This is a genomic window from Kitasatospora sp. NPDC032757, assembly GCF_055579305.1.
On record NZ_JBVINN010000048.1, the window covers coordinates 40,702 to 65,598 of the forward strand.

The following is a 24,897-nucleotide window of genomic DNA, read 5'->3' on the forward strand; positions in this document are numbered from 1 at the left end:
CCGCCATGAGTGAGCACGTGTACCGGGTGACCGAGATCGTCGGGTCCTCGACCGAGTCCATCGACGCCGCCATCAGCAACGGGGTCGAGCGGGCGTCCCGGACGCTGCGCAACCTCGACTGGTTCGAGGTGACGCAGGTCCGGGGCCACCTGGAGGACGGCCGGATCAAGCACTACCAGGTCGGCCTGAAGATCGGCTTCCGGCTGGACGACGAAGGCTGAGCCGGCGGGGGCCGTGCCGGTGGGGGCGTGGCCTCAGCCCCGCTCCGGCAGCACCAGCGGGACGCCCGTGCGCGGGTGCGGCAGTACCTCGACCGGGTGGCCGTACACCTCGCTGAGCAGCGGTGCGCGCAGCACCTCGCCCACCGGACCGGCCGCGACCGTGGCGCCGCCGCTCAGCAGCACCACCCGGTCCGCGTAGGCCGCCGCCGGCGAGAGGTCGTGCAGCACCACGACCACGGCGTCCCCGGCGGCCGCGCGGGCCCGGGCCACCCGCAGCACGAAACGTTTATGCAGTCAGCGGGTAACGCGCATCCAGGTCGCGGAAGATCGCACCGTTGAGCTCGAAGGCCCGCTTGCACTCCTCGACCACCCGGGCGGCGCCCGACCTCGTCCAGCGCCAGCCCGGCAGCGTCCAGCTTGGCCCGGTAGTCCCGCTTGCAGGCGGCCGGGTTGTCGACCTCCTCGAAGGCGTAGAACCGCACGCCGTCGCCCCTGCGCTCGAAGCCCCAGGTCCTCTGCCCGGTCGATGAACGGCCCGGCCACCGGGTGCTCCGCCAGCTCGGCGGCCCGGCCCTCCAGGGCCCGGTAGACAAACCAGAGCTGGCCCGTGAGTCCGGCGTAGGCCTCGATCCCGAGGCGCCCGCCGAGCAGTTGGCTCAGAACGAGGACTGCTCCGCGGCTTCGTGCTCCTCGCTGCTGGCGGTACGGAGCACGGCGGAGAACGGGACGGGCTGCTCGGGCGTGGGCATGCGGCCTCAAGGGATCGAAATCGGCCCGACTAATTTACGGTTAGCCTGACCTAAGTCCCCATCATGCCGACAGGGTGTCGGCAACGCCGGGCACAGGCCGGACCCCAGACCCGGACCGGGACGCACGCTCCGGACTCAGCCCCGGACCCACACCCCGGCCCCGGTCCCGGACACGGACACGGCGAAGGCCGGGGCCCGCGGACCATTCCGCGCACCCCGGCCTCCGACTGCCTCGACCTACCTCGAACTGCCCTGGGCGAACGAGATCGGTACGTCGGCTCAGTGACCGCCCTGCTCCGCCAGTCGCTTGATCGACGCGGTGACCTCGGCCTCGGCCTCGGCGCGGCCGACCCAGTTGGCACCCTCGACCGACTTGCCCGGCTCCAGGTCCTTGTAGACCTCGAAGAAGTGCTGGATCTCCAGGCGGTCGAACTCCGACACGTGGTGGATGTCCTGCAGGTGCTCCCAGCGCGGGTCCGTCGCCGGGACGCAGAGCAGCTTGTCGTCGCCGCCGGCCTCGTCCGTCATCTTGAACATGCCGATGACGCGGCACTTGATCAGGCAGCCGGGGAAGGTCGGCTCCTCGAGGATGACCAGGGCGTCCAGCGGGTCGCCGTCGTCCGCGAGGGTGCCCTCGACGTAGCCGTAGTCGGCGGGGTACCGGGTCGAGGTGAACAGCATCCGGTCAAGACGAAGGCGACCGGTCTCGTGGTCGACCTCGTACTTGTTGCGAGAGCCCTTAGGGATTTCGATAAGGACGTCGAATTCCAACGGTTCCTCCAAGGTAGGGACTGACAGAATCCAAGTGTCTCCTACGGGAGTGAGTGCTCAGGAAAGGGGCCGGTCGGTGGGCGCAGGGGTCGGGGCGGGGTACCGCCGCAGGGGGACGGCCGCGGGGCTGTTCGGGGTGGCACTGCTGGTCGCCGGGGCGGTCCTCACCTCGGGCGGTGGAGCGTACGCGCAGCCGTCCCCGCCGCCCGGCGGGCAGAGCGCCACCGGCCGGGGCGAGGGCGACGACCGGGACGGCGGACACGGCGACAAGGGCGGCGGCGGAAGCAGCGGCGACAAGGGCGACAAGGGCAGCAACGGGGGCAAGGGCAAGGGGCGCACCGGTGCCACCGAGACGCCCCGCCCGGCCGGAACCGGCGCCGGCAACGGGCCGGTGGCCCCCGCCGCCGACCCCACCACCGCCACCGGTGCCCCCGCCTCGCCGGCCACCGGCCACCCGGCCCCCGCCGCCGCCGGGGCCGTGCTGGCCTCCGCCGAGGCCGGGCCGACCGCCGGGCTGCCCACCGGCCAGGGCCTCCAGCAGGCGCTCGCCACCGTGCTCGGCGACCGCAACCTCGGCACCGTCAGCCTCGCCGTCGCGGACACCGCCGGCGGCCGGCTCCTCTACGGCTCGGGGGAGAACACCCCCGCCACGCCCGCCTCCACCACCAAGCTGGCGACCACGATCGCCGCGCTCTCGCTGATCCCGGGCGACACCCGGCTGACCACCCGGGTCGTCAAGGGCGCGGACCCCGGCACGATCACCCTCGTGGGTGGCGGCGACCCCACCCTCACCGCGCTGCCCGCCGACCAGGTGCAGATCGCCGGTCTGCCCGCCGACGCGGACACCGCCCCCGCCTCGCTGGACGCGCTGGCCCGGCAGACCGCCGCCGCCCTCAAGGCCACCGGCACCACCACGGTCAAGCTCGACTACGACCTCTCGCTGTACTCCGGCAGCCCGCAGCACAAGAACCACGACGCCACCAACATCGCGCTCGTCACCTCGCTGATGGTGGACGAGGGCAAGGTCGACCCGAAGAGCAGGGAGGACGCGCCCGCCCGCGTCGCCGACCCGGCAGGCGCGGCCGCCGAGGCCTTCGCGGCCGCGCTGAAGGCCCAGGGCGTCACCGTCGAGGGCAGGGCCAAGCCCGCCGCCGCCCCCGCGGCCGCCACCGCGCCCGTCCTCGGCCGGGTGGACTCGCCGACCGTCGCCCGCCTGGTCGAACGGCTGCTGACCACCTCCGACAACACCCTCGCCGAGGCGATCGCCCGTCAGGCCGCGCTCGCCGCCCACCAGCCGGCCAGCTTCGAGGGCGCCGCCACCGCCGTCACCCAGGAACTCGCCCGGCTCGGCGTGCCGATGACCGGGGTGTCCCTCAACGACGGCAGCGGACTGCACACGGGCAACGCGATCCCGCCGGCCGTCCTGGTCCAACTGCTCTCGCTGGCCGCCTCGGACCAGCACCCGACGCTGCGTCCGGTGCTCACCGGCCTGCCCGTCGCGGGCTTCACCGGCACCCTCGGCAAGCGCTTCGGCTCCGGCTCCGGCGCGGCCGAGGCGGCCGGCCTGGTCCACGCCAAGACCGGCACTCTCAACGGCGTCAACACCCTGGCCGGCACGGTGGTGGACGCCGAGGGCCGGCTGCTCTCCTTCGCCGTGATGACCAGGACCACCGCCCCCGCCGACACCGCCCGCGCGGCCATGGACCGCATCGTCGCCCGCCTCGCCGCCTGCGGCTGCCACTGACGGCCCGGCAGGTCGCCGCCGGGCGCGATCCCGGCGGCCGGGCGCCGTTCGCGCGGTCCTCGTCCGGTGCCGCCCCGCAGGCCGTCGGTACCTGTGGCTCCCCCCGATGGGCGGGAGCACGTACGGTGAGGGCATGACGAGCGCGAGCGGCGGTGCTGACATGGTCGACTGGAATCTCGCGGTCGCAACCGCGACCAGGCTGGTGCGGCCCGGGCCGGAGGTGAGCCGCGCCGAGGCGGCGGCCGTCGTGGCCGAGCTGCGCCGGCACGCCCTGGAGGCCGAGGAGCACGTCCGGGCGTTCACCGGCATGCGCTCCAGCAGCCTCGCGGAGGCCGCCGCGACCCCGGTGCTGATCGTGGACCGCCCCGGCTGGGTGCGGGCCAACGTGGCGGGCTTCCGCACGATCGTCCAGCCGCTGGTGGAGAAGCTCCAGGCCCGCCGGGCGGGCAGCACGGCCGCGGGTGTCCTCGGCACGGTGGGGGAGAAGGCCACCGGGATCGAGGTCGGCGCCCTGCTGGCCTTCCTGTCCACCAAGGTGCTCGGCCAGTACGAGACCTTCGCCCCGGCCGAGCCCTCGCTGGAGGCGCCGGACAGCCCGGCCGCGCTGTTCGACAAGCCCCGGCTGGGACCCGACGGCCCCGGCCCTGGCCGGCTGCTGCTGGTGGCGCCGAACATCGTGCACGTCGAGCGGGAGCTGGACGTCGACCCGGCCGACTTCCGGCTCTGGGTCTGCCTGCACGAGGAGACCCACCGCACCCAGTTCACGGCGGTGCCGTGGCTGCGCGACCACATCCAGTCCGAGGTGCAGTCCTTCCTGTCCGAGACGGACGTCGACCCGGGTGCGCTGCTGGACCGGCTGCGGGACGCGGCCGGCTCGCTCGGCGGCGGCCTGCCGGGCCTCGGCGGCCGCGGAGACGCCGGACAGGCCTCCACCGGTCTGCTGGAGATCGTCCAGTCGCCCGCACAGCGCGAGATCCTGGGCCGGTTGACGGCCGTGATGTCGCTGCTGGAGGGTCACGCGGACGTGGTGATGGACGGCGTCGGCCCGGCGGTGGTGCCGAGCGTCGCGGAGATCCGGGAGAAGTTCCAGCAGCGCCGGGACCGGGGCGCCAACCGGCTGGACCTGGTGCTGCGCCGGCTGCTCGGCATGGACGCCAAGCTCCGCCAGTACCAGGACGGCGCGGTCTTCGTGCGCGGCGTGGTGGACGAGGTCGGTATGGACGGCTTCAACCGGGTCTGGACGTCGCCGAACACGCTGCCGACCAAGGACGAGATCCACGACCCGGCGGCCTGGGTGGCCCGCGTCGCCCGCTGACGCGCGCGGCGCGGCGAGCCCCATCGCGGCGAGCCACATCGCGCGGGACACGCCGAGGGCGGTCGAGGGCGGTCAAACCCGTTCGCACGAGTGGTCCAGTCGTGCAGATGGCGGGTGAAGATACGTTTCTCCATTCACCCGAACGTGGGACGGTGGTCGTACCGGTGGCGCGGGTGGCGTAGCGGGTGCCTCCTTTCTGCCACCATCTGTGAGCGCCCGGTAACAGGGTGCTCACGGATGCGCGGTCCCCGCCGCGCCCACCGCCGTCCTGTCCCCCCTCCGCCAAGGAGCCGCCCGCCGTGGGCCCACACCCCGCTGTCGCCGCGATACGCCTGGCCGTACGCCGCACGCTCACCGACCTCGCCGCCGAGGCCGGCACCACCTTCACCGCGCCCGTGCGCGAGCCCCGCGAGCGCCCGAGCGGGGCACCGCTGGTCGGCGCCGCCGTCGGGACCACCCTGATCGGCAACGCCCACCGCCACCCCTCCGGGCTTCCGCGCACCCCGGCCGCGCCCGGTTCGCCGCTGGTCCTGGTCGCCGTCAGCGGCGGCGCGGACTCCATGGCGCTGGCCATCGCGGCCGCCTTCGAAGCCCCCAAGATCGGCCTGCGGGTCGGCGCCGTCACCGTCGACCACGGCCTCCAGACCGGCTCCGCCGACCGCGCCGCCCAGGTCGCCGAGCGGCTCCGCTCGCTCGGCCTCGACCCGGTCGAGGCCGTCCCGGTCCGGGTCGGCCGCGCCGGCGGCCCCGAGGCCGCCGCCCGGGACGCCCGCTACGCGGCCCTGGACGAGGCCGCCGAGCGCCACGGAGCGGTCGCCGTCCTGCTCGGCCACACCCGCGACGACCAGGCCGAGACGGTGCTGCTGGGCCTGGCCCGCGGCTCCGGCTCCCGCTCGCTGGCCGGGATGCCGGCCCAGAAGGGCCGCTACCGCCGCCCGCTGCTGGAGCTGGACCGGGCCGCCACCCGCCAGGCCTGCTCCGCCCAGGCGATCCCGGTCTGGGACGACCCGCACAACTGCGACCCCGCCTACACCCGCTCCCGGGTGCGCCACGAGGTGCTGCCGGTGCTGGAGAAGCACCTCGGCGGCGGCGTGGTCGAGGCGCTGGCCCGCACCGCCCGGCTGTTCCGGGACGACGCCGACGCGCTGGACCAGTGGGCCGCGCTCGCCGAGCGCGACCTCCGGACGGGCGAAGGCACGCTGGACGCCGCCAAGCTGGCCGAACTGCCGCCCGCGGTACGCCGCCGGGTGCTGCGCCGGGCCGCGCTGCGGGCGGGCTGCCCGGCGGGGGACCTCTTCGCGCGCCACCTCGAAACGATCGACCTGCTGGTCACCGGTTGGCGCGGCCAGGGGCCGCTGCACCTACCCGGGGGCGTCGAAGCCACCCGCAGGTGTGGCACGCTGGTCTTTCGGCGGCAGGGCGACTGACGGGCAGGCATGCTCCCGGGGCGCCGGGCCGCCGGCCATCCAGACCCCGAACGTTTGAGGACGTATCCCCGGTGGACCAGAACGACATGGGCGCTGACCTCGCGAAGGTGCTCATCAGCAAGGACGAGATCGACGCCAAGCTCCTGGAGCTGGCCGAGCGCATCGACCGGGACTACGCAGGCAAGGACCTGCTGATCGTCGGCGTCCTCAAGGGGGCCGTGATGGTCATGGCGGACCTCGCCCGTGCCCTGCACTCGCAGGTCACCATGGACTGGATGGCGGTCTCCTCGTACGGGATGGGCACCAAGTCCTCCGGCGTGGTGCGGATCCTCAAGGACCTCGACACCGACATCGCCGGCCGGGACGTCCTGATCGTCGAGGACATCATCGACTCGGGCCTGACCCTGTCCTGGCTGCTCGGCAACCTGGGCTCGCGCGGCCCGGCCTCGCTGGAGGTCTGCACCCTGCTGCGCAAGCCGGACGCGGCCAAGGTCGAGATCGACGTCAAGTACGTCGGCTTCGACATCCCCAACGAGTTCGTGGTCGGCTACGGCCTCGACTACGCGGAGAAGCTGCGTAACCTCCCCTTCATCGGGACCCTCGCCCCGCACGTCTACGGCGGCTGAGAAAAAACGGTCCCGGGGCCCCGTTCGGGCTACGGGCGGGAACAGTACGCCGTTCCCGCCCGTTGGATCGAGGGGAAATAGAAATACGTCGTGTCGCTGTGCTCCCGCCACGGGTGGGTCGGACTGCGGTACGGTCCAATAAAACCGCTCTTCACATGAGCACAGACCGGATGCGCCGGCGGCCCTCGAGCCCCGCGGCGCCGTTGAGTGGCAGGAGGGACGGGGCGGCAACGCCCCGCATGGATGGACGTCAAGCGATACTTCCGTGCGCCGATCATGTGGATCGTGCTGGCCGTCCTCGCCGTCATCGTGCTGATGCAGGTCGTTTCTGACTCGAACGGCTACAAGACGGTGGACACCGGGCAGGTCGTCGCAGCGATCGATGCCAAGCAGGTCAAGTCGGCGCAGATCACCACCGGTGACTCGAACACGATCAAGATCCAGCTGAAGGACGGCGCCAAGCTGTCCGACGCCGGCACGGGCAAGCCCCCGTCCGGCAGCAAGTTCCAGGCCTCGTACATCGGCGACCAGGGTGTCAATCTCGCCGAGAAGCTCCAGGCCCAGATCAACGACAACGACCAGAGCACGCTCTCCGACGGCTACACCGTCAGCCCGGAGAAGCAGAGCACCTTCGTCAGCCTCCTGCTGTCGATGCTGCCCATCGTGATCATCGTGCTCGTCTTCCTGTTCCTGATGAACCAGATGCAGGGCGGCGGCTCGCGCGTCATGCAGTTCGGCAAGTCGAAGGCCAAGCTGCTCACCAAGGACACCCCGAAGACCACGTTCTCGGATGTCGCAGGTGCGGACGAGGCGGTCGAGGAGCTCCACGAGATCAAGGAGTTCCTGCAGGAGCCGGCCAAGTTCCAGGCGGTCGGTGCCAAGATCCCCAAGGGTGTGCTGCTGTACGGCCCGCCCGGTACCGGTAAGACCCTGCTGGCGCGCGCCGTCGCGGGCGAGGCCGGGGTGCCGTTCTACTCGATCTCCGGCTCCGACTTCGTCGAGATGTTCGTGGGTGTCGGCGCCAGCCGTGTCCGCGACCTCTTCGAGCAGGCCAAGGCGAACGCCCCGGCGATCGTCTTCGTCGACGAGATCGACGCCGTCGGCCGGCACCGCGGTGCGGGCCTCGGCGGCGGCCATGACGAGCGCGAGCAGACCCTCAACCAGCTGCTGGTCGAGATGGACGGCTTCGACGTCAAGGGCGGCGTGATCCTGATCGCCGCGACCAACCGCCCCGACATCCTGGACCCGGCGCTGCTGCGCCCGGGCCGCTTCGACCGTCAGATCGCGGTCGAGCGCCCCGACCTCCAGGGCCGGCTGGACATCCTCAAGGTGCACCAGAAGGGCAAGCCGATCGCGCCCGACGTCGACCTCTCGGCCGTCGCCAAGCGCACCCCCGGCTTCACCGGCGCGGACCTGTCGAACGTCCTCAACGAGGCCGCTCTGCTGACCGCCCGCTCGGACAAGAAGCTGATCGACAACAACATCCTGGACGAGGCGATCGACCGCGTCGTGGCCGGTCCGCAGAAGCGCACGCGGATCATGTCCGACAAGGAGAAGAAGATCACCGCGTACCACGAGGGCGGCCACGCCCTGGTGGCGGCGGCGTGCCCCAACAGCGACCCGGTGCACAAGATCACGATCCTGTCCCGCGGCCGGGCCCTCGGCTACACCATGGTGCTGCCGGACGAGGACAAGTACTCCACCACCCGCAACGAGATGCTCGACCAGCTGGCCTACATGCTGGGCGGGCGTGCGGCGGAGGAGCTGGTCTTCCACGACCCGACCACCGGCGCCTCGAACGACATCGAGAAGGCCACCGCCACGGCGCGGGCCATGGTCACCCAGTACGGCATGACCGAGCGCCTCGGCGCGATCAAGTTCGGCTCGGACAACTCGGAGCCGTTCCTCGGTCGTGAGATGGGACACCAGCGCGACTACTCGGAAGAGGTCGCCGGGCTGGTCGACGAAGAGGTCAAGAAGCTCATCGAGAACGCGCACAACGAGGCCTGGGAGATCCTGGTCGAGAACCGCGACGTGCTCGACAACCTGGTCCTGGAGCTCCTGGAGAAGGAGACCCTCAACAAGGAGCAGATCGCCGAGATCTTCTCGACCATCGTCAAGCGCCCGGCCCGGCCGGCCTGGACGGGCTCGTCCCGTCGGACGCCGTCCACCCGGCCGCCGGTGCAGTCGCCGAAGGAGCTGGCGCTCACCAACGGCGCCGCCGCCACCGACACCTCTCCGGTGGACGTGGTGAAGCTCCCGCCGCTGCCGGCGGAGCCGCCCACGGAGGGCTGATCCAGCGCCTGGACAGTACGGAATGGATGCCGCGTCACCGGGGTTTGTACCCTGGAGGCGCGGCATCCGTGCTGTTCAGCCAGTCGTTCCCACTAGTTAGCGAGGCCCGCATGATCGACCCGGTGACGTTCGACGGTCCGCCCGCCGTCGGGACCTTCGACCAGAAGCGGGCCGAGAACGCCATTCGCGAGCTCCTGCTCGCCGTGGGGGAGGACCCGGACCGCGAGGGCCTGCTGGAGACGCCGGCCCGGGTCGCCCGGGCCTACAAGGAGATATTCGCGGGCCTCTGGCAGGAGCCCGAGGACGTCCTCACCACCACCTTCGACCTCGGCCACGACGAGATGGTGCTGGTCAAGGACATCGAGCTGACGTCGGTCTGCGAGCACCACCTGGTGCCGTTCCGGGGCGTGGCGCACGTCGGGTACATCCCCTCGGCCAGCGGGAAGATCACCGGTCTGTCCAAGCTGGCCCGGCTGGTGGACGTCTACGCCCGCCGCCCGCAGGTGCAGGAGCGGCTCACCAGCCAGGTCGCCGACGCGCTGATGCGGATCCTCGAACCGCGCGGGGCGATCGTCGTGGTCGAGTGCGAGCACATGTGCATGTCGATGCGCGGCATCCGCAAGCCCGGCGCCAAGACCATCACGTCCTGCGTGCGCGGCCAGCTCCGTGACCCGGCCACCCGGGCCGAGGCGATGAGTCTCATCATCGGGCGGTAGCAGCAGGGCACGGGCAGGGGCAGGGGCAGGGCAGGCTCAGAGCGCCCCCTGCCCGGCGTGCGGCGGGGCCGGGGTGCCCAGGGCGTTGCGGCGTTCGGGCATCCGCAGCCTCACCATCCGCCGCCAGCCGAACGCCAGGTCGTAGAGGTAGAGCGCGTGGACGCCGGCCGTGACCACGGCCAGCTGCCAGCGCGGCCAGCGGAGGATCTTCGCCATCCGGACGGTCACCGCGAGGCCGACGTCCCGGTGGGTTCGGATCTCGCCGCGCGCACTGGTCTCCAGGGTGTGCCGGATGTACGGGCCGTGGCCCTCGGCGGCCAGCCGGATCAGCTCCTCGTGGCAGTAGGCGAGGTGGTTGTCCTCGTCGGCGGAGATCATCCGCATCGCCCGGCCGAGGTCGGGGTTGTCCCCGTACACCTTGACCAGCTGGTGCATCTGCTCGGCCGCGCGCTGCTCGGTCACCCGGCTGTGCACCAGGTAGGTGATGATCTCGCGTTCGGCGAGCGGGACGTCGCTGTTCAGCCGCTCGTGCGAGAGGCCGACGCCCTGGCGCTCCAGCAGCATGCAGTAGTCGGCCTCGGCGGGGACGTCCACCCTGGGCAGGCCGCGCTTGTTCAGCAGCTGGGTGAAGATCCTGCCGTGCTTGCGTTCGTCGGCGCCGTGCCGGGCGATCTTGGAGGCGAGGACCGGGTCCCGGGTGAGTGCGGTGATCCGTTCGTTCTCCCAGCCGCCCTGGTCCTCGCCACCGGCCGCGATGCTGCAGAACAACTGGTAGGCCTCGTCGTTCCGATAGATCTCGTTGAAGAGCGATCGGGTGCTGAGCAATGGAGCCTCCTGCTCGGATCCGGGCCGGCGCCGGCCGGGCGGCCGGGCGGCCGCGATACGTTCCCGCGGGGCGCCGGACGCCTCACCCGACCGGCCGGTAATCACTCACCCGGCGGCGAGGTGCCGGGCGGGGGTCAGGTCCATGTGAGCCGGGCGCCCATCCACTCCAGGGCGGCGGGCAGCTCGCGGCGCCAGCTGTCGAAGTTGTGGCCCCCGTCGTCCAGGTAGAGCGATTCGACCTTGAACTGCGGGTTGGCCGCCGACACCTGCTGGGCCAGCTCGACGAACTTCACCGTCTCCGGGTAGTCGGCCTCCTTGCGGCTGCTGATCACCATCAGCGAGAGGTTCGGCGCGGGGAGGTTCTGCAGCCGCCAGTTGAGGTCGCTCTGGTCGGCCAGCCCCTTGTCCCCGCCGAAGAGGTTGCCGCCGGTGAACTGGTCCTCGGCCACCTTGAAGTCGCCGTGCATGCCCACCCCGTTGCCGAAGACCTCCGGATAGCGCATCGCCAGCCGCATCGCGCAGCTGCCGCCGGTGGAGAAGCCGAGCACGCCCCAGGACGAGGCGGAATGGCTGACCCGGTAGGTGGCGCGCAGTGCCTCGGGCACGTCGTTGGCGAACCAGGACTCGGTGCGCGCCCCGCCGGGGACGTCCACGCACTCGGTGTTGCGCGGCGGGGCGACGGTCGGCCGGGCCATCACGATGATCGCGGGCGCCATCTTGCCGGCCTTGCGCAGCTCCCAGGCGGTCTGCGGGACGGGGAGCTCCTTCATCAGGTTCAGGCTGGTGCCGGGGAAGCCGGAGATGCCCAGCAGGACAGGGAAGCGCACCATGGCGAGCTTCGGGTCGAAGTACTCCGGCGGGAGGTAGACGAACATCTGGTCGGAGAGGCCGGTCTCCTTGCCGGTGACCTGGACGGATTCGACCTTGCCGACCTCCTCTTGCGGACCCTTGGGCAGGTCGGTGATCTCCTCCATGCCGCCCTCGTTGCTGGGCTGGACCAGCGCGTCGGAGACCGGGGTGCCGCCGTGGTGGTTCTCGTTGCTGGTGAGCGCCAGCTTGGCACCGCCGGGGCTGAGCAGGTCGTCCCAGGAGGTGTAGAAGCCGAAGGAGTTGTTGACCGAGAGCGCCAGCACCGCCAGCACCGAGACCTGAGTGACGGTCATCAGACCGACCCGGCCGATCACCGGCAAGGGGCGCTGGCGGGCCAGCCGGGGCCAGAGCCAGAGCGTGGCGAGCAGGGCCGCCGCGCCGAGTGCGAGCAGCGAGTTCACCAACGCGTCGCTGGTCAGTTCCATGCCGTCGGCCTTCCGCTGGGACACTGTCGGGCAGGCTTCATCGTCTGGCGGCCCGTCAGTTCCGGCCATCGCGGCTAGGCTGTCCGGACGTCGGGGCAGGCCAGGAGGCCGGGGGTGATCCCACGCAACCGGCGCCCTAGAATGCGGCGTCCACCGTACGTACCGCGTATGCGGGGGCTCGTCGCGCCACGCGGTGCGGGGCCCCGGCTCCCACCCTCGGCTCAATCGCAGCGCACGCCGAACACCGGTTTACCTTCTGTTTCCGGATTTTTGGTGTGCGCATTGCCCGATGAAGGAAAAGGCATGAAGGTCCATCACAACTCCTCCCCCGGAGTGACAGGACTGCGCTCCGCAGCCTCTACGCTGAGCTTCCATGAGCGTTCCCGTGTCCGTTGAGCCGAGCCCCGAGCAGCCGCCCCGCCGCCGCGGCCTGCAGACGCTTCGTACCCAAGCGGCCGCCGTCCCGAGGGCCTGGCTCCCCGGTGCGGTCGGCTACGCGTGCCTCCTGATCGGGCTGGTGGACATCGCCAGCGCGGTGTTCCCCAGGCTTCGGCACACCAGGGTGCACGACTTCACCGGGCAGCTGCCCGGCGGCACCACCACCCTGGCCACGGCCGGCACGCTCATGGTCGGCCTGCTGCTGGTGCTGCTCGCCCACGCTCTGCGCCGCCGCAAGAAGCGGGCCTGGCGCGCGGTCTGCGTGCTGCTGCCGGTCGGCGCGGCGCTGCACATCCTGCGCTGGCACCAGATCGGCCCGGCGGTCGTCTCGCTGGTGCTGTTCGCGGTGATGCTGGTCCACCGGCGCGAGTTCTACGCCAAGGCCGACCCGCGCACCCGCTGGCGGGCCGTGGTCAACCTTGCCGTGATGGGCACCATCAGCGTGCTGATCGGCCTGCTGATCGTCTCCACCCGGACCAAGTACGAGATCGGCCACCCGGGTCTGTTCCACCGCCTGGAGCACGTCGGGTACGGGCTGTTCGGTTTCGAAGGCCCGGTCGGCTACACCTCGGACAGGGTCTCCGACCTCGTCGCCTACCTGCTCGGCGGGATGGGCCTGATCACCGCCTTCACCACCGCGTACCTGGCGCTGCGGCCGGAGAAGCCCAAGCCGGAGCTGACCGCCGAGGACGAGGAGAAGGTCCGCGGGCTGCTCGACCGGCACGGCGAGCGGGACTCGCTCGGCTACTTCGCGCTGCGCCGCGACAAGAGCGTGCTGTTCTCGCCCACCGGCAAGGCGGCGATCTCGTACCGGGTGGTCTCCGGCGTGATGCTCGCCTCCGGTGACCCGGTCGGCGACGTCGAGGCCTGGCCGGGCGCGATCAAGGTCTTCATGGCCGAGGCCCGCGAGCACGCCTGGGTGCCGGCCGTGATGGGCTGCAGCGAGGTCGGCGGCGAGGTCTGGACCCGCGAGGCGGGGCTGGACGCGCTGGAGCTCGGCGACGAGGCGATCGTCGACACGAGCACCTTCTCGCTCTCCGGCCGGGCCATGCGCAACGTCCGGCAGATGGTCAAGCGGATCGAGCGCAACGGCTACTCCTGCCAGGTGCGCAAGGTCGCCGACCTCACCGCGGACGAGAGGTACCGGATCGCCGACGCCGCCGCCCGCTGGCGCGGTACCGACACCGAGCGCGGCTTCTCGATGGCGCTGGGCCGCTTCGGCGACCCGGGCGACGACGCCTGCGTGGTGGTCACCGCCCACAAGGCGCCGGAGGAGGGCGAGAGCGGCGACGACCTGAAGGCCGTGCTGCACTTCGTGCCGTGGGGGCCGGACGGCATCTCGCTGGAGCTGATGCGCCGTGACCGCGCCGCCGACCCGGGCCTGAACGAGCTGCTGATCGTGGCCGCGCTGCAGGCCGTGCCGGCGATGGGCATCCGCCGGGTCTCGCTCAACTTCGCGATGTTCCGCTCGGCGCTGGCCCGCGGTGAGCGGATCGGTGCCGGGCCGGTGCTGCGGGCCTGGCGCGGGCTGCTGGTCTTCCTCTCGCGCTGGTTCCAGATCGAGTCGCTGTACAAGTTCAACGCCAAGTTCCAGCCCGAGTGGGAGCCGCGCTTCCTGGTCTTCCCGAACACCCGCGACCTGCCCCGGATCGGCTTCGCCGCGATGCAGGCCGAGGCCTTCATCACGCTCGGGATGCCGCGCTTCGGCCGCAAGCCGCAGCGGCACGGCCTGATGCCGCCGCCGCGCCCGGAGGTCACCGAGGCCGCCTGAGCCGCGCCGCACCACTGATCGGGCCCCCACCGGGAAACATCCGGTGGGGGCCCGGTTCGATAATGGCCGGTTCGATAATGGGGAGTATGAGCGATTCGCTGTCCTTCTCCCTGCCGGCCGGACTACCGCGGCTCGACCGCTGCGCCGTGATGGGCGTGGTCAACGTGACCCCCGACTCCTTCTCCGACGGCGGGATGTGGCACGACCCCGCCCGCGCCATCGCGCACGGCCTCGCGCTGCGGGCCCGCGGCGCGGACCTGGTGGACGTCGGCGGCGAGTCCACCCGCCCGGGCTCGGAGCGGGTGCCCGAGGAGGAGGAGCTCGGCCGGGTGCTGCCGGTGGTCCGCGAACTGGCCGACGCCGGGCTGGTGGTCTCCGTCGACACCATGCGCGCCTCCGTCGCCGAGCAGGCCGTGGCGGCCGGCGCCCGGATCATCAACGACGTCTCCGGCGGCCTGGCCGACCCGGCGATGGCCCGGGTGGTGGCCGAGACCGGCGCCCCGTTCGTGGTGATGCACTGGCGCGGGCAGTCCGCCGCCATGGACGAGCTGGCGGTCTACGGCGACGTGGTGGCCGACGTGGTCGGCGAGCTGACCGCCCGGGTGGACGCGCTGCTGGCGGCCGGCGTCAAGGAGGAGCAGCTGATCCTGGACCCGGGCCTGGGGTTCGCCAAGACCGCCGAGCACAACTGGGCACTGCTCGGCCGGCTCGACGCGCTCACCGGGCTCGGCCGTCCCGTCCTCGTCGCCGCATCGCGCAAGCGGTTCCTGGGTACGCTGCTCGCCGACCCGGAAACCGGGGAGCTGCGCCCGGCCCGGGAGCGCGACGACGCGACCGCTGCGGTGTCGGTGCTGTCGGCCCGGGCCGGCGCCTGGGCGGTGCGGGTGCACGACGTTGCCGGCACGGCGGATGCCGTCCGGGTGGTCGCGGCCTGGCAGCGCGCGGCCCGGTTGGGCCCCTCCTGCCCGACGACGGGCACGGAGGGCGGGTGAAACGGGAGGGTCTGTGGCAGGTGACGGCAGGGTGAGTGGCGAGACCGCGGGTCAACGAGCCGGAGAGGCGGACCGGGAGGCCGTACTGGAGGCCAACCGGGCGTTGTACGAGGCGCTGGAGAACGGCGATCTGGAGGCGGTCGAGGACGCCTGGCTGGGGGCCGCCGAGGCCGACGACAAGGGCGGCGTGGTGTGTGTGCACCCCGGCTGGCCGGTGCTGCGCGGGCGGGCCCAGGTGACCCGCTCGTACATGCTGATCATGGCGAACACGGAGTACATCCAGTTCATCCTGACCGATGTCGAGGCCGAGGTTCACGGCGATGTGGCTCTTGTCACGTGCACGGAGAACATCCTTTCCGGCGGGGAGGCGGAGGAGGAGGGCGAACTCGGGCCGCTGGTCGGGGGAAAGGTCGTGTCGACCAATCTCTTCCGCCGTACGCCGGCCGGCTGGAAGCTCTGGTCGCACCACGGGTCACCCGTGCTGACCAGCGGTGACGACGAGGACGAGGACTGATCCGGGGACCGTCGGGAAAACGGAGCCCGACGGTCGTCCGGGAATTTCCGATCGGTCACCGAACGTTCACGTCAATCGCCATTCCGGCGCGCGTGGCGACGGTTCGTGCCGGGTAGGACGGTCAGGCGTTGTCCGTGCTCGCAGGTAGATTCGAAACGGAGTGGCGGGCGCGATGCCCGCCTTCACCCTGCCTGCCCACGTTCCGCCGGGGCAGGGCCCGTCCGACTGGGAGCAGTGATTCGTTTGCTGGACCGCGTCACCCTGCGGGGCCTGCGTGCCCGGGGCCACCACGGCGTCTTCGAGCGCGAGCGCGTCGAGGGCCAGACCTTCGTCGTGGACCTGGTGCTCTACCTGGACACCCGCCCCGCCGCGTCCGGCGACGACCTCACCCGCACGGCGCACTACGGGATCGTGGCCGAGGAGGTCACCGCGATCATCGCCGGCGAGCCCGTCGACCTGATCGAGACCCTCGCCCAGCGCATCGCCGACCAATGCCTGAAGCACGAAGCGGTGGAGGAGGTCGAGGTCACCGTGCACAAGCCGGACGCCCCGATCACCGTGCCGTTCGACGACGTGACCGTGACCATTCACCGGGGCCGCGCATGAGCCCGACCGCGCACCCCGTTCCAGTTGCAGAGGGATTCCGATGACCACGAGCGACCCGACCGCCTCGCCGACCACATTCGACCTGGAGCGCCGGGTGGACTCGGCCGACACCACGCTGCACAGCCAGCGCTGCGCCGTGATCGCCCTCGGCTCCAATCTGGGCAACCGCCTGGACACCCTCCAGGGCGCCGTCGACGCCCTCGCCGACACTCCCGGGCTCCGGATCAAGGCGGTCTCCGCCGTCTACGAGACGGAGGCCGTCGGCGGCCCCGAGGAGCAGCCCAACTACTACAACGCGGTGGTCGTGCTGCGCACCTCGCTGCCCCCGCGCGACCTGCTGGAGCGCGGCAACGCGATCGAGGACGCCTTCGGCCGGGTCCGCACCGTCCACTGGGGCCCGCGCACCCTGGACGTCGACATCCTCGCCTACGAGGGCGTCACCAGCGACGACCCGCAGCTGCTGCTGCCGCACCCGCGCTCGCACGAGCGGGCGTTCGTGCTCGCCCCCTGGCTGGACGCCCAGCCGGAGGCCGAGGTGCCCGGGCACGGGCAGGTCGCCGCGCTGCTGCAGGCGCTCGGCGGCGCGGACGCGCAGGGCGTCCGGCGGCGCGAGGACATCCGGCTGACGCTGCCGGAGTAGGGCCTCCGGCCGCCCGGGCGGGGGTCCCGCCCGGGCCGGCCGGGGAACTCGGGCGGGGCCCCGGCCGTACGACCAGGTGTCCGCCGCACGCGCGGGTGCCCGCCCGGCCGGGCCGGTACGGTGGCCTGGCGCCGTCGTACCCCCAGCCCGGGGGCGGCCGCCCGACTCCGGAACCCCGGGAAGGACCATGTCCGAGTGAAGCTGCTTCGCCTCCGCCTGCTGGTCGGCATCATCGCCACGACGACGGCGCTGTCCTGGGCCGGTGCCAAGCTCTGGGCCTCCCTGGACACCCTGCCGGCCGTGCCCGGCGCGGCGCCGGTGGTCCTGGCCGCGGTGGCGGTGATCCTCTTCGCCACGGCGATCTCGCTGCGGTCCCGGCTGAAGGCGGCACGCGAGCGGCAGCCCGGGGCGAAGGGGGTGGACCCGCTGGGCGCGGCCCGGGCGGTCGTCCTCGCACAGGCGAGCGCACTGGTCTCCGCGGTGGTCACCGGCATCTACGCGGGCGCGGGGATCTACCTGCTCGGCGAGCTGGACGTGGCGGCCCGCAAGGACCAGGCCGTGACGGCCGGCCTCTCGGTGCTGGCCGGCATCGCGGTGATCGCGGCGGCGCTCTGGCTCCAGCACGTCTGCAAGCTGCCCGAGAATCACGACGACCCGAGCGGGCCGGCGGCCACACACCGCTGAGCAGGCCCCTTTCCGTGATCAGGGGCGATGCGTTCGGTGATCTTGAGTGAGAAGCCGGGCACGTGCGGTAAAGCTTGTGCAGTGTCAAGGGCCAAAGCGGACCCTGGGCTGACACGGCCCCAATTCGCACGCTAGTTTCTTGGCATGTCTCGCGGACGCCACCGTCATTCCTCCGTCCTCGGCCGGGTCTTTCCCCCCACCGCCGCCGGCGTGCTCATCGTCGCCGCGGTGGCCGCGCTGCTTTTCAGTCAGGACACCATCCTGGTCCGCTCGGTGGGCGTGGCCGCGGTGCTCGCGGCGCTCGGGATCGCGGTGCTGCTGCGCCAGCGCGACCGGGCCGCCCGGGCCGCGGCCGAGGTCTCCGTCGCCCAGCGGCTGCGGGCCGAGGAGCGCTTCGAGGAGCAGCTCGCCGAGGCCGAGTACGCGGCGGAGGTCGCCGAGGAGCGGGCCACCCGGTTCGGGCGGCGGCTGACGGCGGAGAAGTCACGGCTGGCCAAGGCCGAGACGGAGATCGCCCGGCTGCTGCGCGAGCGGGCCGTCATGGTCGCCGAGCAGGCGCTCAAGGAGGCCGAGGCGGCTCAGCGCGCGCTCGCCGCGAGCCGCCCCAAGTACCCGGCCAGCCCGGCCGCCTTCGTCCGGGCCGCGGCCGTGCTGCGGCATCTGGAGCGGCGCGCGGCGGCGCAGCAGGAGCAGCGGGAGCGTGCGGCCGGCGCGGAGGTCGCGCTGCGCGCCCGTACGGTGCCCGCGACTGTCTCCGCGCCCGCCTCTGCGCCCGTTTCCGAGCCCGTTTCCGTGCCCGCGCCGGTGGTCCCCGCGGTGCCGGCCCCGGTAGTTCCCGCGGTGCCCGCCCCGGCGGCGTCCAGGCCCGCGGTGGCCGCACCCGCGGCTCCGGTGAGGCCGGTGCTGACGGCGACGGTCGGGCAGCTCGGTGGCGCCCAGACCGCGCCCGCGGTGCCGGCCGAGCGGCAGCGGCCGCGGCCGGCGCAGTCCGGGGCGGCGCGCGGGCAGGGCTTCAGCTTCTTCGGCCGCAACTCCGCCGGTGCCGTCCGGGCGGCGGCTCCGGCCCCCGCTGTCGGCAGCGTCGCGGAGCTGGGCGAGCGCACGGACCTCGCCGACGTGGTCGGTGACGAGGCGGTGGCCGCCCAGGCCGAGGCCGCGGCGGAGGCACGGGCCGGGGCTCAGCCGGCGGCGGCCGGCACCGGGACGGAGCCGGCCGAGGCGGCCCAGGCGGTCCAGGGGCAGCCGAAGGTGGTCGACCTGACTCCGGACGACGAGACCGAGCTGCTCCAGCTCCCGGAGCTGCGCGCCTCGCGCTGACCCCACCCATCACTGCTGCCCTCGGCGCAGGAAGCCGGCCCGGCCGGCTCCCTGCGCCGAGGTGTTCCGGGCGGGAGGCGGGGAGGGCGGCCCGGGAGGGGCACCGGGGCGCACGGGAAGCCGGCGGGGCCGGCCTTCCGTGCACGGGCCGGGAACGGCGGAGCGCCCGGCCCCTGACGGAGGGGGGCCGGGCGCTCCGGGAGTGGCGTCAGAGCTGGACGCCGAAGTCCTGGGCGATGCCCGCGAGGCCGGAGGCGTAGCCCTGGCCGACGGCACGGAACTTCCACTCGGCGCCGTTGCGGTAGAGCTCGCCGAAGATCATGGCGGTCTCGGTGGCGGCGTCCTCGGAGAGGTCGTAGCGGGCGATCTCGGCACCGCCGGCCGCGTTGACCACGCGGATGTAGGCGTTGCGGACCTGGCCGAAGTTCTGCGACCGGGAGACGGCGTCGTAGATCGAGACCGGGAAGGTGATCTTGACGGCCTCGGCCGGCAGGCCGGCCAGGTTGACGTTGATCGCCTCGTCGTCGCCGGCGCCCTCGCCGGTGCGGTTGTCACCGGTGTGGACGACGGTGCTGTCCGGGGTGCTGGTGTTGTTGAAGAAGACGAAGTGGCTGTTGGACAGCACCTTGCCGTCCGCGTTCAGCACGATCGCGCTGGCGTCGAGGTCGAACTCGGCGCCGGTCGTGGTGCGGACGTCCCAGCCGAGACCGACGGTGACCGCGGACAAGCCGGGGGCCTCCTTGGTCAGCGAGACGTTGCCACCCTTGGAGAGGCTCACTGGCATGGTGTTTGCTGTCCCTTCGTTGCTTTTGCCCGGGATAACGCGGGAGACCGTGGGCTTGGTTCCAGGCTCCCCGGCAAATTCTTTTGGGTGAATCACGTCAGGGCAATGGCCGGAACGAATTCCGATCAGATTCGCCGGAAGCGGCCCTGGAGTGACCAGATGGCCGGATTGTCGGCCAGATCGGGGTGCATGTCGAAGAGGTCGGCCAGGGTGTCCTGGAGGAAGTCGCGGGCTTCGCGCCGCAGATCGCTGTGGCGGACCACGGCGGGCTCCTCGTCCGGCAGCCACGTGGCGCTGACCTCCACCCAGTTGAAGCGGCGGGCGAACCTCAGCAGCTCGGTGTTCTGGGTGAAGTCGAGGTCGGCGGTCTGCACCCGGGCGGCGCGGCTGCCGTCGGGGTCGCGGTCCAGCTCTTCGGCGATGTCGCAGAGTGCCCAGGCGAAGTCGAGCACCGGCACCCATCCCCAGGCCGTGGACAGTTCGGTGCCGTCGCTGTCCAGGAAGACGTCGCCGCAGAACAGGTCGTACCGCAGCGCGTGCACGGAGGCGGTGCGGTAGTCGGTCTGCGGGGGGTCGGGGAAGCGGTTGGAGAGGGAGTAGCCGAGCTCGATCACGTACGCCATTGTCCTGGTAAAACCGGGTGACCGGTGCGTCCCGGGCGCGGGATGATGGGCGCATGCCTGAGCCCATCCGCGTACGGGGGTCGGTGGTCGTCCCCGACGCCGAGCTCGTCTGGCGCTTCTCGCGTTCGTCCGGCCCCGGTGGCCAGCACGTCAACACCTCCGACACCCAGGTCGAGCTGCGTTACGACCTGGCCGCCTCCGCGGCGCTGCCCGAGGTGTGGAGGCAGCGCGCCCTGGAGCGGCTGGCCGGCCGGCTGGTGGACGGGCGGGTGCTGGTGGTTCGCGCCTCCGAGCACCGCTCGCAGTGGCGCAACCGCGAGGTCGCCGCGGCCCGGCTGGCGTCGCTGCTGGGCGAGGCCACCGCGCCGCCGCCGAAGACCCGCCGGGCGACGAAGCCGAGCCGGGGCATGGTCGAGCGGCGGCTCTCCAACAAGCGGCGCCGGGCCGAGCTGAAGCAGGGCCGGCGCTCCCCGAAGGGCGAGTAGGAGGGCCCGGCGGTTCAGCCGAGCTGCCGGTAGCCGCCGCGGAAGTAGAGCAGCGGGCGGCCGCCCGGGTCGGGCACGACCGCCTGCAGGACGCGCCCGAGCAGCAGGGTGTGGTCGCCGGCGGGTATCCGCTGTTCGGTGCGGCACTCCACGGTGGCGAGCGCGCCGTCGATCAGCGGTGCGTCGCTGTACGGGCCGCGGTGGTGCGGTGCGTCGGCGAACAGCAGCCGGTCGCTGAGCCGCCCCTTCATGGCGAACCGCGAGCCGAGCGCCTTCTGCTCCTCGGAGAGCAGTGACACCGCCCAGGTCTCCGTTCGGGAGAGCACCTCGTCCATCCGCGAGTCCTCGCGGACGGAGATCAGCACCAGTGGCGGCTCCAGTGACACGGAGAGGAAGGACGTGGCGGTCATGCCGACGTCCTCGCCGTCCTCCGGGTCGTGGGCGGTCACCAGGCTCACGCCCGAGGCGAGCTGGGAGAGCGCCGCCCGGAACTCGTCGGGCGTCGCTTGGGAGGCAGCTTCGGGCTGCGGAGACGAGTACACGTACCGCACGGTAGTCGGCGGCGGTGCCGAAGGGCATCGGACCGTGGTCGTAGGACCAGGGCCGCAGAGGTCACGGTTCGGGGCCGGCCTCACCCCCAGGAGTGAAGGCAGGGGGCCTGCCGGCCGCCTGATGACTTCAGTGCGCGGCCAATGCGGCCGACCACCAGAAATGTTCCGATAAAGCTCTGTGTCCCGTTATGGGGCGGATGAGCTGATTAAGGGCGCATAAGTGTCGTGTGATTTAAGTCACAAGTGATGGCCTATTGCTGACCGAGCGTGCCGAACGCTGTGCTCCCTGTGATTCAGTTCTTCTGGCAATCGGACGATAACCATTCAAGAACTATCCGAAGCAGCCGGGGAGCCCCCGCATGGAAGCCGAGTCGGAGCCCTACGTCCGTCTCGCGACCCTCCGCACCTTGCACCGGGTCGTGGCGGACCTCAACGCTGCCCGCAGCCTGGCGGGCACGCTGCAGGCCGTGGTCGAGGGCGCGGTGCACGGGCTCGGGTTCGACGCCGCGGCGGTCAGCCTCGTCCGGCCGGACGGGGACCTCGTGGTGGCGGCCGTCTGGGAGCTGGAGGAGAGCGCCATGGGCGGCCCCTCCGTCCTGCTCGGCCAGGTCGGCTCGCGGGAGTCCTGGGACCGGCTGCTCGGCGTCAGCGACCACTGGGGCACGCTCCGCTTCCTCCCCTACGACCGTGGCTGGGCCGTGGCCAGCGACATCCCGCGGTGGATCGGCGACGGCCCGATGCCCGTCTACGCCAACGACTGGCACCCCGCCGACGGCCTGCTCGCCCCGATGTACAGCGCCGGCGGGGACCTCCTCGGCGTCCTCTCGGTGGACCGCCCGCGCAGCGGCAAGCGGCCCGGTGCCTGGACCAGGGAGGCGCTGGAGATGTTCTCGCTCCAGGCCTCCATCGCGATCGGCAACGCCCGGCTGCGGGCCGAGATGCAACGCGCGCTGGCCCGCCTGGAGAAGGAACAGCAGGCGCTGCGGGCCAGTGAGGAGAGCTTCCGCCAGGCCTTCGAGTACGCGCCCAGCGGGATGGCCATCACCGAGCTGCACGGTGCCGGCCGCGGTCAGCTGACCAGGGTCAACGACGCGCTCTGCCGCCTGCTCGGCCGCCCCCGCGCGGTACTGCGCCAGCAGAGCTTCGCCGACCTCGTCCACCCGGACGACCGCGCGCTGCTGGAGCGCACCAGCGCCGAGAGCGGCCGGGCGGAACTGCGGCTCTCCCGGCGCGACGGCGGCTACCAGTGGGTCTGCCTGCGCAACTCGATCGTCGCCGACGCGGCCGAGGGCCCGAGCTTCCTGCTCACCCACGTCGAGGACATCGAGGACCGGAAGCGGCACGAGCTCCAGCTCGCCCACCGGGCCAGCCACGACGCGCTCACCGGGCTTCCGAACAGCGCCGAGCTGAAGGCCAGGCTGGGGCGGCGGCTGTGCAACGAACCGCAGACCGTCGGCGCCGTCGCGGCCACGGCGGCCGGGCTCGGCGAGGGCGCGTACCCGCAGCCGTACGCCGGCTACCCCGCCGACTCCTACAGCGCGCACGCCGCGTACGACGGCTTGGAGGGGGGCGACCCGTTCTCCGCGCCCGTCCACCACTACGGCGCGGTCGACGGCTACGCGCTGCCGCCCGCCGCGCCGGGCGGGTACGGCGACCACGTGCACGCGGTGGTCCCGGCCGACCACGGGGCGGGCGACGTCTGGTCGGGCCCGTTCCGCTCGGGTGCGGCGGCCGTGGTGGACAAGGGGCTCGCGGTGATCTTCTGCGACCTCGACGGGTTCAAGTCGATCAACGACCGGTTCGGTCACAACGCGGGCGACGCCGTCCTCGTCGAGGTGGCCCGCCGGCTCAGCCAGGCGGTGCGGGACGGCGACACGGTGGCCCGGCTCGGCGGCGACGAGTTCGTGGTGCTGGCCGACGGCATCGGCCGCGAGGAGGCCAAGGACCTCGCCCACCGGCTGCGCAACGCGATCATCCCGCCGATGCGGATCGACGGCCGGGCGATGCGGGTCGGCGTCAGCCTCGGCATCGGCTGGGCGGGCTGCGGGATGAGCATCGAGGAGGTCCTGCAAACCGCCGACGAGCGGATGTACGACGAGAAGCGGGCCCGGGGCGGTTCGGTGCGCGGGGCCCGGGGCGAGCGCTCGCACCGCCGGGCCGGTTAGGTCCTGTCCGGCCGTCGGCCGGGGCGAAGCTACCGGCGGGTTGTCAAGGGGTCTTTCCGGGGTGTGCCCGGCGGCAGGTAGGGTTCCCGGGTACGAGCGACCACTGGCGCCGGCGGCACGGAAGTCCGGCGACGCGAACGCGATGGGGGAGTTGACCACCGTGACGACCGCCGGCAGCAACGGAGTGCCCGAGAGCCCGGAGGGCGGTGCCCCGCAGGACGACGACCCCTTCGGTTACCTCTACCGTCCGGCCGACGGCAGTGCCGCGCAGTCGGCCGAGCCGCAGCAGGGCGTGCCCCGCACGTCGTACAACCGCCCGATGGAGGTCGGCCGCGCCCAGTACGGGCAGCAGCCGTACCCGCCGCAGCAGCGCCAGCAGCCGTACCCCCCGCAGCAGCAGGGATACCCGCAGTCCGGCCAGGGCGGTCAGCCGTACGGGCAGCAGCCCGAGTACGGCGGCGGCGCGACCACCCAGCAGGCCCGGTACGCCGAGCGCTCCCGGCCGCAGCCGGGGGAGGAGCGGCCGAGCGGCGGGCGGAGCAAGGGCGCGGTGATCGGCGCCGTGGCGGTGGTCGCGGCCATCGCGATCGGTGCGGGCATAGCGCTCTCCCCCGGGGACCCGGACGGCGGCAAGAACGCCAAGAACGGCGGCCAGACCACCGCGCCGGCCGCCCCGAGCAGCGGCACCGGCTCGGGTTCGGGCAGCCCGTCGGCCGGCGGTTCGCCGTCGGCCGGCGCGTCCGCCACCGCCGGGCCGTCCACCGTCGACGCCGCGCAGCTGCAGGGGCAGAACGCGCCGTCCGGCAACACCGTCAAGGGCGCCAAGTCGGCGGACGGGAGCTATCTGACGCTGCAGCCGGGCTCCACCGTGAGCTGGACCGGGGACATCGCCACGGCCGGTACGTACAAGCTGACCGTGCACTTCAACAACGCGGCGGCCGACGTGAAGGCCTCGGCCTCGGTCAACGGCAAGGACTGGCCGAGCGGGCTGCAGTTCAAGAACTACTCGCCCGGCCAGGACCCGGCGTCCTCGTGGTTCAAGACGTTCATCCTCCCGCCGATGCAGGCCGGTTCGAACACCGTCACCATCTCGAACCCGAGCGGGCCGGTGCTGATCGACCAGATCACGGTGGAGCCGTACAGCGCCTGAGGACGGCGCCCGGACGCGTGACGGCCGCCCGTTCCCCTCGGGGAGCGGGCGGCCGTCGTCCTGTGACCGGAGGTCCGTCAGGCGGGCTTGACCGTGGCGAACCGGTCCCCGCCGGTGATCCACTCGCCGCGGCGCATCACGGCGACGAGGTCGTAGGTGTGGGAGTCGACCACGACGAGGTCGGCGTTCTTGC

The 24,897-nt window shown here is 72.5% G+C and carries 23 protein-coding genes and 2 pseudogenes; 17 read left to right on the forward strand and 8 right to left on the reverse strand.

Translation table 11 applies throughout. The features are described 5' to 3' along the window. The first annotated feature begins 5 nt into the window (after positions 1-5). Complete coding sequence (locus ACZ5WK_RS34785; protein ID WP_396325403.1) at positions 6-221, forward strand: dodecin; 216 nt, start codon at positions 6-8, stop codon at positions 219-221. Between the two features lie 33 nt (positions 222-254). On the opposite strand, the pseudogene ACZ5WK_RS34790 reads toward ACZ5WK_RS34785, so the two are convergent. The 3 genes and pseudogenes from ACZ5WK_RS34790 to ACZ5WK_RS34800 form a co-directional block, all read right to left on the reverse strand. After that, a pseudogene (locus tag ACZ5WK_RS34790) lies at positions 255-512 on the reverse strand (hemin ABC transporter ATP-binding protein); the annotation flags it as partial. Continuing rightward, positions 508-970, reverse strand: a pseudogene (locus ACZ5WK_RS34795) (biliverdin-producing heme oxygenase). The pseudogenes ACZ5WK_RS34795 and ACZ5WK_RS34790, both read right to left, overlap by 5 nt. 279 nt (positions 971-1,249) lie before the next feature. Then, positions 1,250-1,741, reverse strand: a complete 492-nt coding sequence (locus ACZ5WK_RS34800; RefSeq protein WP_148643392.1) for an inorganic diphosphatase — start codon at positions 1,739-1,741, stop codon at positions 1,250-1,252. Between the two features lie 76 nt (positions 1,742-1,817). Here ACZ5WK_RS34800 and dacB point away from each other — a divergent pair, with 76 nt between their 5' ends. The 6 genes from dacB to folE all read left to right on the forward strand — a co-directional run bounded on the left by dacB (position 1,818) and on the right by folE (position 9,864). Beyond that, entirely contained in the window at positions 1,818-3,485 is a 1,668-nt protein-coding gene (gene dacB, locus ACZ5WK_RS34805) for a D-alanyl-D-alanine carboxypeptidase/D-alanyl-D-alanine endopeptidase (protein ID WP_465553643.1), read from the forward strand. A gap of 133 nt (positions 3,486-3,618) precedes the next feature. Continuing rightward, a complete protein-coding gene (locus ACZ5WK_RS34810) occupies positions 3,619-4,800 on the forward strand; it encodes a zinc-dependent metalloprotease (RefSeq protein ID WP_465553645.1) in 1,182 nt (393 codons plus the stop codon). Positions 4,801-5,099: 299 nt separating this feature from the next. Next, complete coding sequence (tilS, locus tag ACZ5WK_RS34815; protein WP_396325400.1) at positions 5,100-6,227, forward strand: tRNA lysidine(34) synthetase TilS; 1,128 nt, start codon at positions 5,100-5,102, stop codon at positions 6,225-6,227. Positions 6,228-6,298: 71 nt separating this feature from the next. Next, on the forward strand, positions 6,299-6,853 hold the full coding sequence (gene hpt, locus ACZ5WK_RS34820; RefSeq protein ID WP_030059589.1) for a hypoxanthine phosphoribosyltransferase: 555 nt from the start codon (positions 6,299-6,301) through the stop codon (positions 6,851-6,853). Positions 6,854-7,096: 243 nt separating this feature from the next. Beyond that, complete coding sequence (ftsH, locus tag ACZ5WK_RS34825) at positions 7,097-9,148, forward strand: ATP-dependent zinc metalloprotease FtsH (protein WP_465553647.1); 2,052 nt, start codon at positions 7,097-7,099, stop codon at positions 9,146-9,148. Positions 9,149-9,258: 110 nt separating this feature from the next. After that, a complete protein-coding gene (gene folE, locus ACZ5WK_RS34830) occupies positions 9,259-9,864 on the forward strand; it encodes a GTP cyclohydrolase I FolE (RefSeq protein ID WP_465553669.1) in 606 nt (201 codons plus the stop codon). A gap of 36 nt (positions 9,865-9,900) precedes the next feature. On the opposite strand, the gene ACZ5WK_RS34835 is transcribed toward folE, so the two are convergent. Then, a complete protein-coding gene (locus ACZ5WK_RS34835) occupies positions 9,901-10,689 on the reverse strand; it encodes a ferritin-like domain-containing protein (protein ID WP_465553649.1) in 789 nt (262 codons plus the stop codon). Positions 10,690-10,823: 134 nt separating this feature from the next. Beyond that, positions 10,824-12,008: an alpha/beta hydrolase gene (locus ACZ5WK_RS34840; protein ID WP_465553651.1), complete on the reverse strand. Its 1,185-nt coding sequence runs from the start codon at positions 12,006-12,008 to the stop codon at positions 10,824-10,826. 349 nt (positions 12,009-12,357) lie between these two features. On the opposite strand from ACZ5WK_RS34840, the gene ACZ5WK_RS34845 reads away from it, so the two are divergent. From ACZ5WK_RS34845 to ACZ5WK_RS34875, 7 genes are all read left to right on the forward strand, one after another. Continuing rightward, positions 12,358-14,193 (forward strand): phosphatidylglycerol lysyltransferase domain-containing protein, encoded by a 1,836-nt coding sequence (locus ACZ5WK_RS34845; protein WP_465553653.1) that lies wholly within the window; start codon positions 12,358-12,360, stop codon positions 14,191-14,193. Between the two features lie 86 nt (positions 14,194-14,279). Beyond that, a complete protein-coding gene (gene folP / locus ACZ5WK_RS34850; RefSeq protein WP_465553655.1) occupies positions 14,280-15,185 on the forward strand; it encodes a dihydropteroate synthase in 906 nt (301 codons plus the stop codon). 31 nt (positions 15,186-15,216) lie between these two features. Then, positions 15,217-15,699, forward strand: coding sequence for a nuclear transport factor 2 family protein (locus ACZ5WK_RS34855; protein WP_380328914.1), 483 nt, complete (start codon positions 15,217-15,219; stop codon positions 15,697-15,699). Positions 15,700-15,945: 246 nt separating this feature from the next. After that, positions 15,946-16,305 carry a dihydroneopterin aldolase gene (gene folB, locus ACZ5WK_RS34860; RefSeq protein WP_030059580.1) on the forward strand — a complete coding sequence of 120 codons (360 nt, stop codon included), beginning with the start codon at positions 15,946-15,948 and terminating at the stop codon, positions 16,303-16,305. A gap of 40 nt (positions 16,306-16,345) precedes the next feature. Then, complete coding sequence (folK, locus tag ACZ5WK_RS34865; protein WP_396325391.1) at positions 16,346-16,945, forward strand: 2-amino-4-hydroxy-6-hydroxymethyldihydropteridine diphosphokinase; 600 nt, start codon at positions 16,346-16,348, stop codon at positions 16,943-16,945. Positions 16,946-17,140: 195 nt separating this feature from the next. Further along, a complete protein-coding gene (locus tag ACZ5WK_RS34870) occupies positions 17,141-17,629 on the forward strand; it encodes a DUF3180 domain-containing protein (RefSeq protein WP_396325390.1) in 489 nt (162 codons plus the stop codon). A gap of 144 nt (positions 17,630-17,773) precedes the next feature. Further along, a complete protein-coding gene (locus ACZ5WK_RS34875; RefSeq protein WP_465553658.1) occupies positions 17,774-18,946 on the forward strand; it encodes a hypothetical protein in 1,173 nt (390 codons plus the stop codon). A gap of 208 nt (positions 18,947-19,154) precedes the next feature. Here the strand turns inward: ACZ5WK_RS34875 and ACZ5WK_RS34880 are convergent, their stop codons facing one another. After that, entirely contained in the window at positions 19,155-19,730 is a 576-nt protein-coding gene (locus tag ACZ5WK_RS34880; RefSeq protein WP_396325388.1) for a TerD family protein, read from the reverse strand. 125 nt (positions 19,731-19,855) lie between these two features. Further along, positions 19,856-20,344: a hypothetical protein gene (locus ACZ5WK_RS34885; protein WP_396325442.1), complete on the reverse strand. Its 489-nt coding sequence runs from the start codon at positions 20,342-20,344 to the stop codon at positions 19,856-19,858. Positions 20,345-20,406: 62 nt separating this feature from the next. Between ACZ5WK_RS34885 and arfB the strand changes: the two genes are divergently transcribed. Continuing rightward, the gene (gene arfB / locus ACZ5WK_RS34890; RefSeq protein WP_465553661.1) at positions 20,407-20,838 is read left to right on the forward strand and encodes an alternative ribosome rescue aminoacyl-tRNA hydrolase ArfB; all 432 of its coding nucleotides are present in this window, start codon (positions 20,407-20,409) and stop codon (positions 20,836-20,838) included. A gap of 14 nt (positions 20,839-20,852) precedes the next feature. Here arfB and ACZ5WK_RS34895 read toward each other — a convergent pair whose 3' ends face one another. Continuing rightward, positions 20,853-21,380: a flavin reductase family protein gene (locus ACZ5WK_RS34895; protein ID WP_465553663.1), complete on the reverse strand. Its 528-nt coding sequence runs from the start codon at positions 21,378-21,380 to the stop codon at positions 20,853-20,855. Positions 21,381-21,748: 368 nt separating this feature from the next. Here ACZ5WK_RS34895 and ACZ5WK_RS34900 point away from each other — a divergent pair, with 368 nt between their 5' ends. Both ACZ5WK_RS34900 and ACZ5WK_RS34905 read left to right on the forward strand, forming a co-directional pair. Beyond that, complete coding sequence (locus ACZ5WK_RS34900; protein ID WP_465553665.1) at positions 21,749-23,554, forward strand: GGDEF domain-containing protein; 1,806 nt, start codon at positions 21,749-21,751, stop codon at positions 23,552-23,554. A gap of 151 nt (positions 23,555-23,705) precedes the next feature. Next, on the forward strand, positions 23,706-24,704 hold the full coding sequence (locus ACZ5WK_RS34905) for a carbohydrate-binding protein (protein ID WP_465553667.1): 999 nt from the start codon (positions 23,706-23,708) through the stop codon (positions 24,702-24,704). Positions 24,705-24,897: the final 193 nt, after the last annotated feature.

Coding starts and splice junctions, on each gene's coding strand:
- ACZ5WK_RS34785 (WP_396325403.1), top strand. CDS start 6: ATGAGTGAGCACGTGTACCGGGTGACCGAGATCGTCGGGTCCTCGACC.
- ACZ5WK_RS34810 (WP_465553645.1), top strand. CDS start 3,619: ATGACGAGCGCGAGCGGCGGTGCTGACATGGTCGACTGGAATCTCGCG.
- ftsH (WP_465553647.1), top strand. CDS start 7,097: ATGGACGTCAAGCGATACTTCCGTGCGCCGATCATGTGGATCGTGCTG.
- folE (WP_465553669.1), top strand. CDS start 9,259: ATGATCGACCCGGTGACGTTCGACGGTCCGCCCGCCGTCGGGACCTTC.
- ACZ5WK_RS34845 (WP_465553653.1), top strand. CDS start 12,358: ATGAGCGTTCCCGTGTCCGTTGAGCCGAGCCCCGAGCAGCCGCCCCGC.
- folP (WP_465553655.1), top strand. CDS start 14,280: ATGAGCGATTCGCTGTCCTTCTCCCTGCCGGCCGGACTACCGCGGCTC.
- folK (WP_396325391.1), top strand. CDS start 16,346: ATGACCACGAGCGACCCGACCGCCTCGCCGACCACATTCGACCTGGAG.
- ACZ5WK_RS34875 (WP_465553658.1), top strand. CDS start 17,774: ATGTCTCGCGGACGCCACCGTCATTCCTCCGTCCTCGGCCGGGTCTTT.
- ACZ5WK_RS34880 (WP_396325388.1), bottom strand. CDS start 19,730: ATGCCAGTGAGCCTCTCCAAGGGTGGCAACGTCTCGCTGACCAAGGAG.
- arfB (WP_465553661.1), top strand. CDS start 20,407: ATGCCTGAGCCCATCCGCGTACGGGGGTCGGTGGTCGTCCCCGACGCC.
- ACZ5WK_RS34900 (WP_465553665.1), top strand. CDS start 21,749: ATGGAAGCCGAGTCGGAGCCCTACGTCCGTCTCGCGACCCTCCGCACC.